At 60.8% G+C, this 16,275-nt stretch carries 14 protein-coding genes; 7 read left to right on the forward strand and 7 right to left on the reverse strand.

Annotated features, from left to right (window positions below):
- Positions 1-25: 25 nt before the first annotated feature.
- From C8C92_RS15395 to C8C92_RS15405, 3 genes are all read left to right on the forward strand, one after another.
- Entirely contained in the window at positions 26-391 is a 366-nt protein-coding gene (locus C8C92_RS15395; RefSeq protein ID WP_099763728.1) for a hypothetical protein, read from the forward strand.
- A gap of 97 nt (positions 392-488) precedes the next feature.
- Positions 489-989, forward strand: a complete 501-nt coding sequence (locus C8C92_RS15400; RefSeq protein WP_116744481.1) for a GNAT family N-acetyltransferase — start codon at positions 489-491, stop codon at positions 987-989.
- Positions 965-1,879, forward strand: coding sequence for a hypothetical protein (locus C8C92_RS15405; protein WP_133250765.1), 915 nt, complete (start codon positions 965-967; stop codon positions 1,877-1,879). The genes C8C92_RS15400 and C8C92_RS15405 overlap by 25 nt, the downstream gene beginning before the upstream one ends.
- Here the strand turns inward: C8C92_RS15405 and C8C92_RS15410 are convergent, their stop codons facing one another.
- From C8C92_RS15410 to cyoA, 7 genes are all read right to left on the reverse strand, one after another.
- Positions 1,880-2,416 carry a response regulator transcription factor gene (locus C8C92_RS15410; protein ID WP_099763725.1) on the reverse strand — a complete coding sequence of 179 codons (537 nt, stop codon included), beginning with the start codon at positions 2,414-2,416 and terminating at the stop codon, positions 1,880-1,882.
- Positions 2,406-3,755 carry an ATP-binding protein gene (locus C8C92_RS15415; RefSeq protein WP_099763724.1) on the reverse strand — a complete coding sequence of 450 codons (1,350 nt, stop codon included), beginning with the start codon at positions 3,753-3,755 and terminating at the stop codon, positions 2,406-2,408. Before C8C92_RS15415 ends, C8C92_RS15410 begins: the two co-directional genes overlap by 11 nt.
- Positions 3,739-4,491 (reverse strand): SURF1 family protein, encoded by a 753-nt coding sequence (locus C8C92_RS15420; protein WP_243420230.1) that lies wholly within the window; start codon positions 4,489-4,491, stop codon positions 3,739-3,741. The genes C8C92_RS15415 and C8C92_RS15420 overlap by 17 nt, the downstream gene beginning before the upstream one ends.
- 77 nt (positions 4,492-4,568) lie before the next feature.
- On the reverse strand, positions 4,569-4,955 hold the full coding sequence (gene cyoD / locus C8C92_RS15425; protein WP_099763722.1) for a cytochrome o ubiquinol oxidase subunit IV: 387 nt from the start codon (positions 4,953-4,955) through the stop codon (positions 4,569-4,571).
- On the reverse strand, positions 4,952-5,590 hold the full coding sequence (gene cyoC, locus C8C92_RS15430; RefSeq protein WP_071077269.1) for a cytochrome o ubiquinol oxidase subunit III: 639 nt from the start codon (positions 5,588-5,590) through the stop codon (positions 4,952-4,954). Before cyoC ends, cyoD begins: the two co-directional genes overlap by 4 nt.
- A complete protein-coding gene (gene cyoB, locus C8C92_RS15435; protein ID WP_099763721.1) occupies positions 5,583-7,586 on the reverse strand; it encodes a cytochrome o ubiquinol oxidase subunit I in 2,004 nt (667 codons plus the stop codon). Before cyoB ends, cyoC begins: the two co-directional genes overlap by 8 nt.
- Before the next feature lie 84 nt (positions 7,587-7,670).
- Positions 7,671-8,654 (reverse strand): ubiquinol oxidase subunit II, encoded by a 984-nt coding sequence (cyoA, locus tag C8C92_RS15440; protein WP_243420231.1) that lies wholly within the window; start codon positions 8,652-8,654, stop codon positions 7,671-7,673.
- A 217-nt stretch (positions 8,655-8,871) separates the two neighbouring features.
- Here cyoA and C8C92_RS15445 point away from each other — a divergent pair, with 217 nt between their 5' ends.
- The 4 genes from C8C92_RS15445 to C8C92_RS15460 all read left to right on the forward strand — a co-directional run bounded on the left by C8C92_RS15445 (position 8,872) and on the right by C8C92_RS15460 (position 16,274).
- Positions 8,872-10,218, forward strand: coding sequence for an MFS transporter (locus tag C8C92_RS15445; RefSeq protein WP_116744484.1), 1,347 nt, complete (start codon positions 8,872-8,874; stop codon positions 10,216-10,218).
- A 515-nt stretch (positions 10,219-10,733) separates the two neighbouring features.
- The gene (locus C8C92_RS15450; protein ID WP_116745980.1) at positions 10,734-14,213 is read left to right on the forward strand and encodes a response regulator; all 3,480 of its coding nucleotides are present in this window, start codon (positions 10,734-10,736) and stop codon (positions 14,211-14,213) included.
- Positions 14,213-15,094 (forward strand): CheR family methyltransferase, encoded by an 882-nt coding sequence (locus C8C92_RS15455; RefSeq protein WP_116744485.1) that lies wholly within the window; start codon positions 14,213-14,215, stop codon positions 15,092-15,094. Before C8C92_RS15450 ends, C8C92_RS15455 begins: the two co-directional genes overlap by 1 nt.
- Positions 15,084-16,274 (forward strand): hybrid sensor histidine kinase/response regulator, encoded by a 1,191-nt coding sequence (locus C8C92_RS15460; RefSeq protein ID WP_243420232.1) that lies wholly within the window; start codon positions 15,084-15,086, stop codon positions 16,272-16,274. The genes C8C92_RS15455 and C8C92_RS15460 overlap by 11 nt, the downstream gene beginning before the upstream one ends.
- Position 16,275: the final 1 nt, after the last annotated feature.

The following is a 16,275-nucleotide window of genomic DNA, read 5'->3' on the forward strand; positions in this document are numbered from 1 at the left end:
TTTTCACTTTTCACAAGGAATACCCATGTCAGGCTGGTGGACCATTATCTCGACGCAAACGCCGGAACAGATGGCCGATATGACGAAAGTCAACAAGGAAACGTTTCTCGCCACCTGGGAAGCGGGCCTGTTCGGCGCAGACTGGATCGCGCAACTGTGTGAACAAGGCAAGGCGACCCAGCTGAGCTGCAACGGCTTTCCGAACCGCTACACGGCTTCGGCGGACGTCATCGCGCCCCTGCTGCTGGCGGGCATCGCCGAGGCGCAGGACGGGGAATTTCCGCAAGACAAACTCACAGGCTGGCCCGGCAGCATCACCATGCATCGGGAGCGCATCGCCGCCTGTGCGCCCGGACAGTTGCTGACCATCGAAGTGTGGGACCAATCTTAAGTCACATGCAACAAATACGGATGCGCAAGCAAGCGTTCCTGTTAGTATTGCCAAATACATCAATGACTGCTCTTATCGCATCAGGAATATTGACAATTTGAACAAGATTATCATCCGTCCCGCCACCGCCACCGACTGGCCAGCCCTGAAAACCACGCGCCTGGCCGCCCTGTTCGACGCCCCCACCGCCTTTGGCGCCAGCCACGCCAGCGCGGCAGGTTTTTCCGATGCCGACTGGCAGCAGCGCGCCATCAGCACGCCGCAGCGCACGTTTTTCCTCGCCTTTGACTGCGATCACCCCGTCGGCCTCGCCGCGCAAGTGGCGACCGGCAATGGCGAATGCCACCTGATCGCCATGTGGGTAGCGCAGCAATATCGCGGCCTGGGCGTGGCGCAAGGCTTGGTCGAGGCCGTGAAACAATGCGCCGTGAATAATGGCCACGCGCGGCTCGTGCTCGACGTGGCGCCCGAGAATGCGCGTGCGGCCGCCTTTTACCAGAAGCAGGGTTTTGTATTCCTGCCGGAATGGGAAGCGCTGGAAAGCCATCCGCATATCCAGGTGCAGAAGATGGAATGGCTGGCGGCGGCATTGATGTAAATACAAATGCGCATCGTGTAGAAAAACAGCGATCTCAAGCACTTCATTCATCCCAATTGACATTCCGTCTTAAAAGCCTGCTCCCACCTGTGTTTTTTTCTACACTCACGTTTTCATTCATGAATAGAAGGATGGGTATGCGTGCACTCAAAAAAACTGGTCTTCTGCTGTGTTTGTGCGGCGCTGCGGTACAGGCCCATGCTGATACTGATCAAGCCGTGGAGCAAGCGGGCCAGGAGGCGGCGGCATCGGTCAGCGTAAAGGGCATGCGGGACCCGGACTGGAAGCCCTACAGTGCCATGCTCAAGGGCGTCAAACGCTTCGAGGAAAAACATGCACTGGCGCCAGGCGCCGAATTGCGCCTCATCCTGGAGCCACGCCGTGCCGATGTCGACATGCACGCCATCGCGCTGCGGCTGGAAAGCGACGAGGCGGGCATGGCGATACAGCTGGGGGAAGGCAATATCTTCACCTTGCCCGTCGGGCAAGGTCCGCTGTATGAAAAGGCCGAGCTGACCGTGAACCGCAAGGCGGGGTCGGTCAGGTGGATTCCCTACATCCGCAGTGCGGCAAGCAGCGACACCATCCGCCGCCTGGGCGACCTGCGGCTGGCCTGCGAAGTGCATTGGGCCATCGACAAGGAAACCTTGCCTTTCGCCATGCGCACGGCGATGAGCGCGATGGGCGGGCCGTGCAATTTCGTGTCGCAAAAGGGCACCTACAGCTTTACCGAAGGGCGGCGCATCGCCAATGCAACAATCAGCTTCAACGGCAAAAGCGCGCCCGTGCCCTTCAGCGGCGCGTCGTTCACGCCGCCGTTACGCGAGCAGGACTGGAGCGATGACAGCGTTGTCGAGCTGACATTCGACAACAACCAAACTGCGCGGTGATTATTTCACCCGCTGCTTCTCCAGCTTGCGCGCCAAGGTGCGGCGGTGCATGCCCAGCCTTCGCGCCGTTTCCGAGATATTAAAATCCGTCTCGGCCAGCATTTCGTGGATGCGTTCCCATTCCAGGGTCTTGATGTTGGTGGCGCGGTTGCTCAGTTCGATGTCGGCGCTGCCGGCCACGTGGCCGAAGGCCGCTTCGATGTCATCGGTGTTGGACGGTTTCGCCAGGTACTGGCAAGCGCCCAGCTTGATCGCTTCGACGGCCGTGCCAATGCTGGCGTAGCCCGTCAGCACGACGATCAGCATGTCCGGGTCGTGCTGGTGCAGCATCTGCACGCAGGCCAGGCCGGAGGTATTGCCATTGAGTTTCAAATCGACCACGGCGTAGTCGGGGCAATGCTGTTCCAGCAAGGCGCTCGCTTCGTCGAAATTGGTGGCCAGGATGACCTGGTAGCCGCGCCGCTCGAACGAGCGGCCCAGGGTGCGGGCAAACGCGGCGTCGTCTTCGATGATCAGTAACAGACGGTCATCCTGCATGGTGGTCGCTTTCTCTTTCCAGTTTGATGGCCGCCAGCGGCAGGGCCAGGTGCACCACCGCCCCGCCCTGCACCCGGTTGCGCGCAGTCACCGTACCACCTAAAGTACGCGCGACATTCACCACCAGGAACAGGCCCAGGCCGCCACCGGGCTTACCCTTGCTGCTTTGATACGGCTTGCCCAGGTGCGTCAGCATCGACGGCTCGAAACCGGGCCCGGCATCGGTAATGACCAGGTGCAAGGCGTCCGCTTCGCGCGTCGCTTCGAAACGCAGCCAGTCGGGCGACGCTTCCAGCGCATTGTCGAGCACATTGCAAATGGTTTGTTTCAGGGTCGAATCGAAGACGACGGGCACGTCGTGCTCGATGCGGTTATCGTACTCGAAACTCTGGATCGGGCGGCTGCTGCGCCACTCATCGACCAGGTCGTTGAGGAAGGTGTTGATCGTCGTCTTCACGGACGATTCGCCGCGCGCCTCGCCCGCCGACAACAAAATGCCACTGACGATGCTCTTGCAGCGCCGCAACTGCGCCTGCATTTCCGTGATTTCTTCCAGCAATTCGCTGTTCTTGCTCAATTCCGGCATGCGGCGCCAGTCGCCGAGGATGACGGACAGCGTCGCCAGCGGCGTGCCCAGCTCGTGCGCCGCGCCCGAGGCAAGCAAGCCCATGCGGATGATGTGCTCTTCTTCCGCCGCGCGCTGGCGCAAATCCGCCACCTTGGCGTCGCCGGCGCGCTGGTTGCGGTTGATCCGCGTGATGAATACCACCAGCAAGGCGGCGTTCAGGATAAAACAGATCAGCAAGCCCTGCACGTACAGGCTGGCAAAGCCCCGCTCGGGGTCGATCGGCAGAATCAAGGGGCCGGGCAGCAAGGCCAGGCCAGCCAGGCACAGGCTGGTAATGGCCACCATGATCCAGGTCGACCACACTTCCAGCAGCACGGCGCTGAGGATGACTTGCAATAAGTACAGGAAGGCAAACGGGTTGCTGATGCCGCCGCTCAGGTAGAGCTGGGCCGTCAGCACGGTGACGTCGACCAGCAAGGCGAGGAACAGGGCCGTGTTGGAAACGGGCTGGCGTTCGTGCCAGCGCAAGAGGCTGGCCAGGTTGAAAGCGATGAGGCAGGACAGCACTTCGAGCATGTAGGGCACGGGCAAGGCGATGCCCATTCCCACGCCCACGCCGAAGATGGTGCTGATCTGGCCGATCACGGCCAGCCAGCGCAGCTGGATCAGCAGCTTCATGTTCTGGTGGCCGGCCGGATGTTCCATCTCGGCCGCCACCGCACCGCGCTCTAAGACTTCGCGGTTGGGCAGGATCTCAATCCTGCCCGGCATGGTCGCTTTCCTGGCGCTGGGCGCCACGGGCGCGGCGGCGCTTGTCTTCGCGCACGATCCACCATGTGATGCCGGCCACCATCAGGGCCAGCGCAAACCAGGTCAGCGCGTACACCAGGTGGCTGTTGGGGAACGAGATCACGGTCAGGCCGCCGACAGGCGCATCAACGGCCGTTTCCGATTTGGCCTTCGCATCGACAAAGTATGGCGCCACGTTGGTGAGCATGTGCGAGCCGGCGATGGCGGCCACGTCGCGCGAATACCAGTGCTGCGTGGCAGGACTGTTTTCGCGCAGGAAACCGCCGCCCGTCTCGCTGATGCGCAGCAAGCCGTCGACGCTGACGATGCCGGCCGGTGTGCTGGCGGCGATGCTGGCGCGTTTCGGCACGAAGCCGCGGTTGACCAGCACGGTGCTGCCATCGGCCAGGCGCAAGGGCGTCACCAGCCAGTAACCGCTGCCCAGTGCCGTCGTTGCCTGCACCAGGGTATTGAAAATGGGGAGATAGGTACCGGAGAGTCGCACGTGGCGGTATTCATCCGTTTGTGGCGTAATGCTGGCCCAGGCTGCAGGTCCAGGGGCGTCCGTTGCGGGCGCATGTACGCGTTGTTCGACGCGCTCGATCAGGTCAAGCTTCCAGAACAGGCGCTTGACTTGCCAGGTGCCCAGGGCACAGAAACCGGCAAAAACGATCCCCGCGAGTATGGCTAGCGCAATTTTTGAATAGTGCACAGCCATGCCGCGTGGGCCTGGCGCAGCATCTTGCGATGCGGCGCCAGGGGCGCGCCCGGTGTTGCTTGGGCGCGGTTGACTCATCATGGAGCCGTTTTCGTATGCATGTACTCAGGCATCAGATCCGGCATCATGTTGTGGTTCATGTGGTACATGACCCACAGGGAACCGGCCATGGCAATGCCCACGATCATGATCGTGAAGATCAGCGCCATCATGTTCCAGCCGCCTTCGGACTTGGTGTTCATGTGCAGGAAGTACACCATGTGCACCACCACTTGAACCGCCGCGAACGCCAGCAGGACCAGGCCCATGGTGCCCGAGTTGGTGATGACTTTCGCCATCACCAGCCAGAAAGGAATGGCCGTCAGGATCACCGACAGAATGAAGCCGATGGTGTAGCTTTTCAGGCTGCCATGATCGTGATTGTCATGGTGGTGGCTATCGCCGTGTGTGTGGTGGTCGCTCATGGCAGCACTCCCATCAGGTAGACAAAGGTGAAGACGCCGATCCAGATGACGTCCAGGAAATGCCAGAACAGCGACAAACACATCATGCGACGGCCGTTTTCCGGGGTCAGACCATGCTTGTTCAACTGGAACATCAGGGTCACGAGCCAGATCACGCCGAACGTCACGTGCAAGCCGTGGGTACCGACCAGGGCGAAGAACGACGACAGGAACGCGCTGCGCTGCGGACCGGCGCCTTCGTGGATCAGATGAATGAATTCATACATTTCCAGCGACAGGAAGGCCAGGCCGAACAGGCCCGTGATGCCCAGCCAGACCAGGGTGCTGCGCAATTGCTTGCGCTGCATGGCCAGCATGGCGAAACCGTAAGTGATCGACGACAGCAGCAGCATGGCCGTGTTGACGGCCACCAGCGGCAGGTCGAACAGCGCGGCGCCCGTCGGGCCGTCCGCGTAGTTGCGGCCCACCACGGCGTACGTAGCGAACAGACAGGCGAAGATCAGGCAATCGCTCATCAGGTAGAGCCAGAAACCCAGCAAGCTGCCGTTTTCCGGGTGGTGCTCGCGCACAAAGTAGCTGCGCGTGCTTGGTGCGGCGCCAGCGGCGCCGGTGTTATGGGCGATGGTATCAGACATGGCTGCTCAGCAATTTAGTATACGCGTCTTCGGTACGGACCACTTCTTCCGCAGGAATGTAGTAATCGCGCTTGTAGTTAAAGGTATGGACGATGATGGTAATCATCATGATCACGAAGCCGATGCTGGCGACGAGCCACATTTGCCAGATCAGGCCAAAACCAACCAGTGCGGACAGTGCGGCGATCACGAAACCAGCCCAGGTGTTCTTCGGCATGTGGATCTTCGTGAAACCGGACGTCGGACGCTGGTAACCGTGTTTCTTCATGTCAGTCCATGCATCGAGTTCGTGCACTTGTGGCGTGAAGGCGAAATTATAGTCTGGCGGAGGCGACGACGTCGACCATTCCAGCGTACGGCCACCCCATGGGTCACCGGTCACGTCGCGCAGGGCGTGACGGTTGCGGTAGCTGACATAGAACTGGATCAGCATGGAAGCGATACCGAGCGCGATCGAGACGGCGCCAAACCAGGCGATGATGGTCCAGATTTGCAAGGATGGATCTTCAAAGTGGTTGACACGACGGGTCACGCCCATCAGGCCCAGCACGTACAGCGGCATGAAGGCCAGGTAGAAGCCGACGAACCAGAACCAGAACGAGCACTTGCCCCAGAACGCGTCGAGCTTGTAGCCGAAAGCTTTCGGGTACCAGTAGTTGATCGCAGCGAACACACCGAAGACCACGCCGCCGATAATCACGTTATGGAAGTGGGCGATCAGGAACAGGCTGTTGTGCAGCACGAAGTCCGCTGGTGGTACGGCCAGCAATACGCCGGTCATGCCGCCGATGGTGAAGGTGACCATGAAGCCGATCGTCCACAGCATAGGCAGTTCAAAGCGGATACGGCCGCGGTACATGGTAAACAGCCAGTTGAAGATCTTCGCGCCCGTCGGGATCGAGATGATCATCGTCGTGATGCCGAAGAAGGAGTTGACGCTGGCGCCCGAACCCATGGTGAAGAAGTGATGCAGCCAGACCAGGTACGACAAAATCATGATGACGCAGGTGGCGTACACCATCGAGGCGTAACCGAACAGACGCTTGCTGCTGAACGTGGCGACGACTTCCGAGAACACGCCGAACAGTGGCAGAATCAGAATGTAGACTTCTGGGTGACCCCAGATCCAGATCAGGTTGACGTACATCATGGCGTTGCCGCCCAGTTCCGTCGTGAAGAAGTTAAAGCCTGCAACGCGGTCCAGCGACAGCATGGCCAGCACAGCCGTCAGCACCGGGAAGGCGGCGACGATCAGGATGTTGGTGCACAGTGCGGTCCAGGTAAAGACGGGCATTTTCATCCAGGTCATGCCTGGCGCGCGCATCTTGACGATGGTGGCGATCAGGTTGACACCGGACAAGAGCGTCCCGACCCCGGCAATCTGCAAGGACCAGATGTAATAGTCTACCCCCACGTCCGGACTGCCGACGATGCCCGACAGCGGCGGATAGGCCAGCCAGCCCGTGCGGGCGAATTCGCCGACGAACAGCGAAGCCATGACCAGGGCGGCGCCCATGGTGGTCATCCAGAAGCTGAAGTTGTTGAGGAATGGGAAAGCCACGTCGCGCGCGCCGATTTGCAGCGGCACCACGTAGTTCATCAGACCCGTCACGAAAGGCATTGCGACGAAGAAGATCATGATCACGCCGTGGGCGGTGAAGATCTGGTCGTAGTGATGCGGTGGCAGGAAGCCGGCATTGTCGCCAAAGGCGATCGCCTGCTGGGTACGCATCATCAGCGCGTCGGCAAAGCCGCGCAGCAGCATGACCAGGCCCAGGATCATGTACATGATACCGATTTTTTTATGGTCGATACTGGTGATCCAGTCGCGCCACAGGGGACCCCAGAGGCGGAAATACGTCAGTGCCGCAACGAGTGCGATACCGCCCAGGGCAACCATCGCAAAGGTCGCCAGCAGGATAGGTTCGTGAAATGGAATTGCATCCCAAGTCAGACGGCCGAAGATAAGCTTCGTCAGATCAATATGGTCTAGCATTGTTACTCTCAGAGAAAAAAGGGAGGCGCCAGGCAAGCGGCGCCAGTATCTGCAGCGCAATGCGCTGCGGGATTCATGCAGTTGTTACTTGGCTTGAACGCCCTTTTCAACCACTGCAACGCTAGCAACTGCTGGCGTGACAAGCGCTACCGGGCTTTTTGCCATCGACAATTTGTATGGCTCGACCGGCGTCACGCACAGCGCGTCGGAAACGATGGTGCGGTTCAGAATTGCCTTGTACAGATCGCTAGGTACGGCGCTGTAGCGGCGCACCGGGTCGCGTTCGCTAGGCTGGGCCAGCGACAGGTAGTCGTCGCGGTTCAGCGCGCCGCCACCGGCACGTGCCGATTCCACCCATTTGTCAAAGTCCGCATCATTGACGCCATGGAACTTGAAGCGCATGCCCGAGAAACCGGCACCGCTGTAGTTGGCGGAGAAGCCCTTGTAGACACCAGGCTTGTTGATGACGGCATTCAACTGCGTTTCCATGCCCGGCATGGCGTAGATCTGACCTGCCAGTGCGGGGATGAAGAACGAGTTCATGACGGACGAGGCGGTGATCTTGAAGCGGATCGGACGATCGACGGGCGCGTACAGTTCATTCACGGAAGCGATGCCTTGCTCCGGGTAGATGAACAGCCATTTCCAGTCCAGCGCCACGACTTCGACGATCATCGGCTTGTGGCTGGCAGGAATCGGGCGGTTGGCGTCGATACGGCTCAATGGGCGATATGGATCGAGGGTGTGGGTGCTGATCCAGGTCAGCAGGCCCAGCACGATGATGATCAGCAGGGGCGCGCCCCAGATAATCAGCTCGAGGCGAGTCGAGTGGTCCCAGTCCGGCTCGTATTTGGCCGCGGTATTGTTTTTTCTATAGCGCCATGCAAACAGCAGGGTCAGAGCGATTACCGGAACGATAATCAACAGCATCAGCAATGTCGAGATGACAATCAGATTGCCTTGCTGAACTGCGATGTCACCGGACGCATTCAGTACAACCGTATTGCAACCAGCCAACAATGCGAGAGGTAAGAGTAGCAGTCCGCGACGAACTTTTAATGAAAACATACAGGAAAGTCCAGTACAGGGGATGAAGATATGGTACTGTATTCTCACTGGAGCGCGTTGGCAATTGGACGTTTTGTCCTACCCCTTGCTCGGACTTTCACTGCGTAGGCGCGGAGTTTTCCTACGACTACCTGATGAATAGTCCTACTCCGGGCGTGAGACACCCGGAGTATGTTACGCGTTGGCCGAACTCGAAACTATATTGGAGACGATCATCATGTCCAGCACGCGCACACACAGCGGGGATGTACCCGCCGACTTTTCCCCCCACTCCCTGCGCGACGCAAGCGGGGCCGGCACGGTCGAATCGCATATCGACCCCGGTGAGATCGCCGTCGGCGTGATCATCGGCCGCGCTTCCGAATACTTTGACTTCTTTGTCTACGCCATCGCCTCGGTGCTGGTGTTTCCGCGCGTCTTCTTCCCATTCGAAGAACGCCTGGAGGGCACATTATATGCCTTCCTGATCTTCTCGTTTGCCTTCATCGCCCGCCCGTTCGGTACCGTGATCTTCATGGAAATCCAGCGCCGCATGGGACGCAGCGCCAAGCTGACGATCGCCCTCTTCCTGCTGGGCGTGTCGACGGCCGGCATCGCCTTCCTGCCGACCTACGCGCACCTGGGCTTTGCCGCCATCATCTGGTTGTCCGTGCTGCGCATCGGCCAGGGCGTGGCGCTGGGCGGTTCGTGGGATGGCTTGCCATCGCTGCTGGCCCTGAACGCCCCGGAAAACAAGCGCGGCTGGTACGCCATGCTGGGCCAGCTGGGCGCGCCCTTCGGCTTCCTGCTTGCCGCCGGCCTGTTCTGGTACATGCTGACCAGCCTGACGGATGAAGAGTTCCTCGACTGGGGCTGGCGCTATCCTTTCTATGTGGCCTTCGCCATCAACGTGGTGGCCCTGTTTGCCCGCTTGCGCCTGGTGTCGACGAATGAATATGCGCGCCTGCTGGACGAACGCGAGCTGCAACCGGTCAGCGTATTTGAAATGGGCCGCGGCCAGGGTCGCAACGTGCTGATCGGCGCCCTCGCCGCACTGGCCAGCTACGCCCTGTTCCACCTGGTCACCGTGTTCCCGCTGTCCTGGATTTCCGTCTACCAGACGCGTTCCGCTTCGGACTTCCTGCAAGTGCAGATGCTGGGCGCCGTGCTGGCTGCCGTCGGCGTGGTGATTTCCGGCTTGCTGGCCGATAAAGTGGGCCGCCGTACCACCCTGGGCGTGCTGGCCGTGCTGATCGCCATCTTCAGCGCCTTCGTGCCGACCCTGATGGGCGGCGGCAATGCGGGCCAGGACGTGTTCATCCTCGTGGGCTTCAGCCTGCTGGGCTTGTCCTACGGCCAGGCAGCCGGCGCCGTGACGGCCAACTTCCCTGCCCGCTTCCGCTACACGGGCGCGGCCCTGACGTCCGACCTGGCCTGGCTGGTGGGCGCCGGCTTCGCTCCGCTGGTGGCGCTGGGCCTGTCAGCCAACTTCGGCCTCGCCTATGTCAGCTTCTACCTGCTGTCGGGCGCCGTCGCCTCGCTGGCTGCCCTGAGCCTGAACCGGGCGCTGGAAATCCGCGACTGACATATATATATATATATACAGCGCAGCGCGCGCAGCATTGAAAAAACGCCGGCACCGTCCGGCGTTTTTTCGTAGGTCGGCTTAGCCCGCAGGGCGTAAGCCGACAGGCGCCGCAACGAAGATTGTCAGATTACGCTGCACTAATCTGACCTACGCACGGCCCGACTCACTGTATCGCCAGTTGCCGCCCGCCGTGCCCTCCTTCTTAGGCAAGTCCAGCAGCAGCACGCCATTCTGCTTGTCCTCCTGCATGGGCTGGCTTGCACATGGCGACGTTTACAGGACGCCACCACCACCTGCATCTTGGGATGCGAACAGCCAATCTCTTTGATCTGTCTCAATCGTAAAAAGCTTGATTTTCCTTAAATTTTATCTGTGTGCTATCGCGCTTTGCAGCGTCTTGCAAGTCGGCAATTGAGCGCAAGGCTGTTATGCTAGCGCACGCTTTGTTTGAGCTTCAGAAAACTTGCATTTCAATTAAAATTGTTTTTTCGCGACAGCCTACCACGGACATGATGAATACCAAGACCCCGATCGATTCCTTCAGCTTTCGCCGCATCCTCGCCCGAAACGTGACCTTGCCGCTGGTCATCGGGGTCGTCACCGCCCTCGTGTTTGTCGGCCTGATCGCCTACCTGCTCTCGGCCCTGCGCTCGGTCGAGCATTCGGAACGGGTGATCGGCAATGCGAATGAAGTCATGAAGCTGTCGGTCGACCTGGAAACGGGCATGCGCGGCTACCTGCTGACGGGCGACGAAACGTTTTTGGCGCCGTATAAATCGGGCAAGGCCAAGATCGCCGTGGAAATGACGACCCTGCTGGACCTCGTGTCCGACAGTCCCATCCAGACGGACCGCCTGCGCCGCATCCGCGCGCTGCAAAACCAGTGGATGGAGTATGCGGAAGGCGTGATCGCCCAGCGCCGCAGCAACCAGGAATTCCTTGCGCGCGTGCGCCAAGGTGAAGGCAAGCAGGAATTCGATGAAATCCGCCGCGAATTCCTCGCCTTCCTGTCCATGGAACAACGGCTGCGCCAGGAACGGTCCGACACGGCCGAGGGCCGTACCATACTGGCCGTGGTGGTGTTCCTGATCCTCAGCCTGGGCATGTCCGGCTTGCTGGCCTACCTGGGCCGGCGCGAACTGCTGCGCCTGTCCGACATCTACAACGATGCGCTCGAGCAGCGCGGCAAGGACAACGAGGTGCTGCAGGAGCAAGCCTGGCTGCGCACGGGACAGACGGAGCTGGCGGCCCATACGAGTGGCCAGCTGGGCCTGCCGCAACTGGGACGGCACGTGCTCGACTTCCTGGCCCACCGCCTCGACGTGGCCGTCGCCACCCTGTACGTCGTCGACGAGGATGGCAGCCTGCGCCGCACGGCCGTGTACGGCTTCAATGAACAGGGCGTGAAAGAAAAACAGGTCTTCAAGCTGGGCGAAGGCCTGGTGGGCGAGACCGCACGCGAAAAACGCCTCAAGCATGTGCGGCAAGTACCCGACAATTATCTGACCGTGACTTCGAGCCTGGGCAGCGGCGCGCCGCTGGAACTGGTCCTGGCACCCGTCAACAATGAAGGCGTCGTCAACGGCGTCATCGAACTGGGCTTTACGCATCCCGTCAGCGCCCGCACCAAGGAATGGCTGGACCTGATTGCAGCCAATATCGGCACGTCGCTGGAAGCGGCCCTGTACCGCCAGCGCCTGCAAAATGTGCTGGAAGAAACCCAGCAACTGAATGAAGAGCTGGAAGTGCAGCAGGAAGAATTGCGCACGGCCAATGAAGAGCTGGGCGAGCAGTCGCGCGTGCTGGAACAGTCGCAAGCCCACCTGGAAGAGCAAAAAGCGGCGCTGGAGCAGTCGAACCAACAGCTGGCCGTGCAGGCGCTGTCGCTGGACCAGAAGAACATGGCCATCGGCCAGGCGCACGCCCAGCTGGAAGCCCGCGCGGAAGAGCTGCAGCGTGCCAGCCGCTACAAATCCGAATTCCTGGCGAACATGTCGCACGAGCTGCGCACGCCGTTGAACAGCTCGCTGATCCTGTCCAAGCTGCTGTCGGACAATAGCAGCGGCAACCTGACGGCCGAGCAAGTGACGTTTGCGCAAACCATTTATTCGGCCGGCAATGATTTGTTGACCCTCATCAACGATATCCTCGACATTTCCAAGGTCGAGGCGGGCAAGCTGGAATTGACGCCGGAAGCCGTGCCCTTCGACGAGCTGCTCAGCAGCATGAAGATGCTGTTCGGCGCCCAGGCGCAGCAAAAGAAACTGGCGTTGAATATCAGCGTGGCGCCGGACGCACCGCCGTCCTTCGTCAGCGACCGCCAGCGCCTCGAGCAAATCTTGAAAAACCTGCTGTCGAACGCCATCAAATTCACCGATACGGGCACCGTGTCCCTGCACGTGAGCACCGATGCGGCGGGCCAGGTGCGCTTCCAGGTGCAAGATACCGGCATCGGCATCGCCGACGAGCAGCAGCAAAAGGTGTTCGACGCCTTCCACCAGGCCGACGGCACCACCAGCCGCCGCTATGGCGGCACGGGCCTGGGCCTGTCGATTTCGCGCGATCTGGCCGCCTTGCTGGGCGGCAGCATCGAGCTGGCCAGCACGCCAGGCCAGGGCAGCACGTTTACCCTGGTGCTGCCGGCCGTCATGCCGGAACGCGCCGTGGAAGCGGCAAGCGTGCCCGTCGCCGCGCCGCAGGTGCCCGCAAAAATCGCCGCCGTGCCCAAGGCGGCGCCAGCCGCCAAGCCCGTGCCGCTGCCCACCTTCCAGGATGACCGGAACAGCGCGCCCCCAGGCAAGACGGGCCAGCGTTCCGTGCTGGTGATCGAGGATGAGCCGTCGTTTGCCGGCATCCTGTTCGACCTCGCGCATGAAATGCAATACCGCTGCCTGGTGGCGCACGGCGCCGACGAAGGCTTGCGCCTGGCGCAAGAGTTCCTGCCCGACGCCATCCTGCTCGACATGGGCTTGCCGGACCGCCCGGGCTTGCTGGTCTTGCAGCAATTGAAGGAAAACCCGCTGACGCGCCACATTCCCGTGCACATTGTCTCTGGCAATGACCAGATGCAGGAAGCCATGCAGCTGGGCGCCATCGGCTATGCCACCAAGCCGCGCACGCGCGATCAACTGAAGGAAGTGTTCCGCAAGCTCGAATCGAAATTCACGCAAAAGATGAAGCGCATCCTGCTGGTTGAAGATGACGAACGCCAGCGCGAAAGCGTGGTGCACCTGATCAGCGACGACGACGTGGAAATCACGGCCGTGGCGCTGGGCGAGCAGGCTTTGGCCCTGCTGAAGACGCAGATTTTCGACTGCATGATCATCGACTTGAAGCTGCCCGATATCCAGGGCAACGAATTGCTCGAACGCATGGAACATGAAGAACTGTGCTCGTTCCCGCCCGTCATCGTCTACACGGGCCGCAACCTGAGCCGCGAGGAAGAGGCGGACCTGATGAAATACTCGCGCTCGATCATCATCAAGGGCGCCCGCTCGCCCGAACGCCTGCTCGACGAAGTGACCTTGTTCCTGCACAAGGTGGAGTCGGAACTGTCGAGCGAGCGCCAGGGCATGCTGCAGCAGGTGCGCAGCCGCGAACGCGTGTTTGAAGGCCGCAAGATTTTGCTGGTGGACGACGACGTGCGCAATATCTTTGCGCTGACGAATGCGCTGGAACAGAAAGGCGTGGTGGTGGAAATCGGCCGCAACGGCTTCGAAGCCATCAGCAAGCTCAACAGCGTGGAGGATATCGACCTGGTCTTGATGGACGTCATGATGCCGGGCATGGATGGCCTGGAAGCGACGCGCTTGATCCGCGCCGATGGCCGCTACAACAAGCTGCCCATCATCGCCATTACCGCCAAGGCCATGAAAAATGACCAGGAAGAATGCCTGCAGGCGGGCGCGTCCGATTACCTGGCCAAGCCGATCGACCTGGACCGTTTGTATTCGCTGCTGCGCGTATGGATGCCGAAGATGGAACGCATGTGATGTCCCTGCGCACCACGGACGCGCAACTGCATGCGCTGATGGACGCGATCTGTCAGCGCTACAGCTATGATTTTCGCGACTACTCGTTACCCTCGCAGCGCCGGCGCCTGAACCAGGCGCTGGAGCGCTTGCATTGCGCCGACCTGCCCGCCCTGCAGCAACTGGTGCTGGACGACCCGGCCGCCTTTGGCAAGCTGCTGCAGATTTTGACCGTACCGGTCACGCAAATGTTCCGCGACCCGGCGTTTTTCCGCGCCTTGCGCGAACACGTGGTGCCCGTGCTGAAAACCTATCCGTCGCCGACGCTCTGGGTGGCCGGCTGCTGCACGGGCGAAGAGGCGCTGTCGCTGGCCATCGTGCTGCACGAGGAAGGCTTGCTTGAGCGCAGCACGATTTACGCCACCGACATCAACCCGCAAGCGCTGGCCACGGCCGCGCGCGGCGTGTATCCGCTGCACCGCATGGCTGACTACGGCGACAATTACCTGGCCGCAGGCGGCCTGGGCCAGCTGGGCGAGTACTACACGGTCGAGCATGCCACCGCGCATTTCCAGCAACGCCTGCTCGACCGGATCAACTTTGCCGACCACAGCCTGTCCACGGACAGCGTCTTTATTGAAACGCAATTGATTTTGTGCCGTAACGTACTGATTTACTTCAATAAAACCTTGCAGGAACGGGCCCTGGGCCTGTTCCACGACTCGCTGTGCCACCGGGGTTTCCTGGGCCTGGGCAGCAAGGAAAGCACGCATTTCACCCGCTTTGCCGCCGACTTCGAGCCATTGCCGGGTGCCGAAAAGCTCTACCGCAAGCGTGCGCCGTCGCACGCCGCTTCCCATTACGCTGGACGGCACATGCCAGGAATGAAACATGATGAATGAAACAAGCACCAAACTGCTGATCGTCGACGATTTGCCGGAAAACTTGCGCGCGCTCAATGCGCTGATCCGCGAGAGCGACCGCAGCGTCTACCAGGCCTCCTCGGGCGAAGAAGCGCTGGCATTGCTGCTGGAACACGATTTCGCGCTGGCCATCCTCGACGTGCAAATGCCGGAAATGGATGGTTTTGAGCTGGCGCAATTGATGCGCGGTACGGAAAAGACGCGTCACATCCCCATCGTCTTCGTCACGGCGGCCGGCAAGGAAATGAATTTCGCCTTCCAGGGCTATGAAAGCGGCGCCGTCGACTTCCTGCACAAGCCGCTCGATATCAATGCCGTGCAAAGCAAGGTCAACGTCTTCGTCGCCCTGCACCAGCAGCGCAGCGAGACGCGGCGCCAGGTGCAGGCGCTGGAACACAGCCGCCAGCAGCAGGAAGCGTTATTGAAAGAATTACGTGCCACCCAGGCGGAGCTGCAGCGCTCGCTGCGCCTGCGCGACGAATTCATGTCCATGGTGGCGCACGAACTGCGCACGCCCTTGAACACGCTGTTCCTGGAAACGCAGATGCGCACCGTCAACCTGGAGCGGGGCAACCTGGCCGCCTTCGAACCGGACAAGCTGAACAAGATGGTGGCGCGCGACGGGCGGCAAATCCGCAGCATGGTGCGCCTGATCGACGACATGCTCGATGTGTCGCGCATCACCAGCGGCAAGCTGTCGATCCGCCGCGAAGCCGTCGACCTGACCAGCCTGGTGCGCCGGGTGGCGGACGACCTGGCACCGTATGCGGCTACGACGGGCAGCGTGCTGGAAGTAATGGCCTTCGAGCCGATCCAGGGCTTCTGGGATGCCTTCCGCGTCGAGCAGATCGTTGTCAACCTGATCAGCAATGCCGTGCGCTACGGCCAGGGCCAGCCCGTGGAAATCAGCCTGGCGCACACGCAGAACAGCGCCGTCATCGAAGTGCGCGACCATGGCATTGGCATCAATGCGCGCGATCAGGAACGCATCTTCGACGCTTTCGAGCGCGTCATGCACCAGGACCGCACGGGCGGCCTGGGCCTGGGACTGTTCATCACCAAGCAGCTGGTCGATGCGCATGGCGGCGCCATCACCCTGCAAAGCCAGCCCGGCAATGGCGCCCTGTTCAGCGTCACCCTGCCCCTGGCCGGCAGCTGAG

The organism is Janthinobacterium sp. 78 (assembly GCF_003096775.1).
In the GTDB taxonomy this organism is placed as follows: Bacteria; Pseudomonadota; Gammaproteobacteria; order Burkholderiales; family Burkholderiaceae_D; genus Janthinobacterium; species Janthinobacterium tructae.

Excerpts from the sequence above, each read along its gene's own strand:
- C8C92_RS15395 (WP_099763728.1), top strand. The coding sequence starts at position 26 with ATGTCAGGCTGGTGGACCATTATCTCGACGCAAACGCCGGAACAGATG.
- C8C92_RS15405 (WP_133250765.1), top strand. The coding sequence starts at position 965 with ATGGCTGGCGGCGGCATTGATGTAAATACAAATGCGCATCGTGTAGAA.
- C8C92_RS15410 (WP_099763725.1), bottom strand. The coding sequence starts at position 2,416 with ATGCAGGATGACCGTCTGTTACTGATCATCGAAGACGACGCCGCGTTT.
- C8C92_RS15415 (WP_099763724.1), bottom strand. The coding sequence starts at position 3,755 with ATGCCGGGCAGGATTGAGATCCTGCCCAACCGCGAAGTCTTAGAGCGC.
- C8C92_RS15420 (WP_243420230.1), bottom strand. The coding sequence starts at position 4,491 with ATGGCTGTGCACTATTCAAAAATTGCGCTAGCCATACTCGCGGGGATC.
- cyoD (WP_099763722.1), bottom strand. The coding sequence starts at position 4,955 with ATGAGCGACCACCACACACACGGCGATAGCCACCACCATGACAATCAC.
- cyoC (WP_071077269.1), bottom strand. The coding sequence starts at position 5,590 with ATGTCTGATACCATCGCCCATAACACCGGCGCCGCTGGCGCCGCACCA.
- cyoB (WP_099763721.1), bottom strand. The coding sequence starts at position 7,586 with ATGCTAGACCATATTGATCTGACGAAGCTTATCTTCGGCCGTCTGACT.
- cyoA (WP_243420231.1), bottom strand. The coding sequence starts at position 8,654 with ATGTTTTCATTAAAAGTTCGTCGCGGACTGCTACTCTTACCTCTCGCA.
- C8C92_RS15445 (WP_116744484.1), top strand. The coding sequence starts at position 8,872 with ATGTCCAGCACGCGCACACACAGCGGGGATGTACCCGCCGACTTTTCC.
- C8C92_RS15450 (WP_116745980.1), top strand. The coding sequence starts at position 10,734 with ATGAATACCAAGACCCCGATCGATTCCTTCAGCTTTCGCCGCATCCTC.
- C8C92_RS15455 (WP_116744485.1), top strand. The coding sequence starts at position 14,213 with ATGTCCCTGCGCACCACGGACGCGCAACTGCATGCGCTGATGGACGCG.
- C8C92_RS15460 (WP_243420232.1), top strand. The coding sequence starts at position 15,084 with ATGATGAATGAAACAAGCACCAAACTGCTGATCGTCGACGATTTGCCG.